Genomic DNA, 495 nt, shown 5'->3' on the forward strand with positions numbered 1-495 from the left:
ACCCAACAGTTCGCCGAACTCTCGCCGTTTTTCTATTCCCGCATTTCCCCAGAGCCGCTGACTGCGCCCTATTGGGTCGCCTTCAACACCGATTTGGCGGCAGAGTTGAATCTGGATACAGATTTTCAGACGACCCCCAACCTTGCCTACCTCAGCGGCAACGCGCCGCAATACGCGCCCGCGCCCATTGCCAGTGTTTACAGCGGCCATCAGTTCGGCGTTTATACCCCACGCCTCGGCGACGGGCGCGCACTCCTGATTGGCGATTCCGTCGATACCGCAGGACAACGCCAAGAATGGCAGCTCAAAGGTGCAGGCAAAACGCCCTACTCACGCTTTGCCGACGGGCGCGCCGTCTTGCGCTCCTCCATCCGCGAATACCTCTGTTCCGAAGCCATGCACGGTCTCGGCATCCCCACAACCCGCGCTCTCGCCCTGTGCGGCAGTGACAACCCCGTTTATCGGGAAACCGTCGAAACCGCCGCCGTCCTCACC

General features: G+C 61.2%; 1 protein-coding gene. It reads left to right on the top strand.

The annotated features are described in order from the left end of the window. The coding region (locus ACTHUR_RS19125; RefSeq protein WP_440400354.1) for a protein adenylyltransferase SelO family protein at nucleotides 1–495 on the top strand (495 nt) is incomplete at both ends.

It is taken from the genome of Neisseria sp. P0021.S007 (assembly GCF_051956855.1).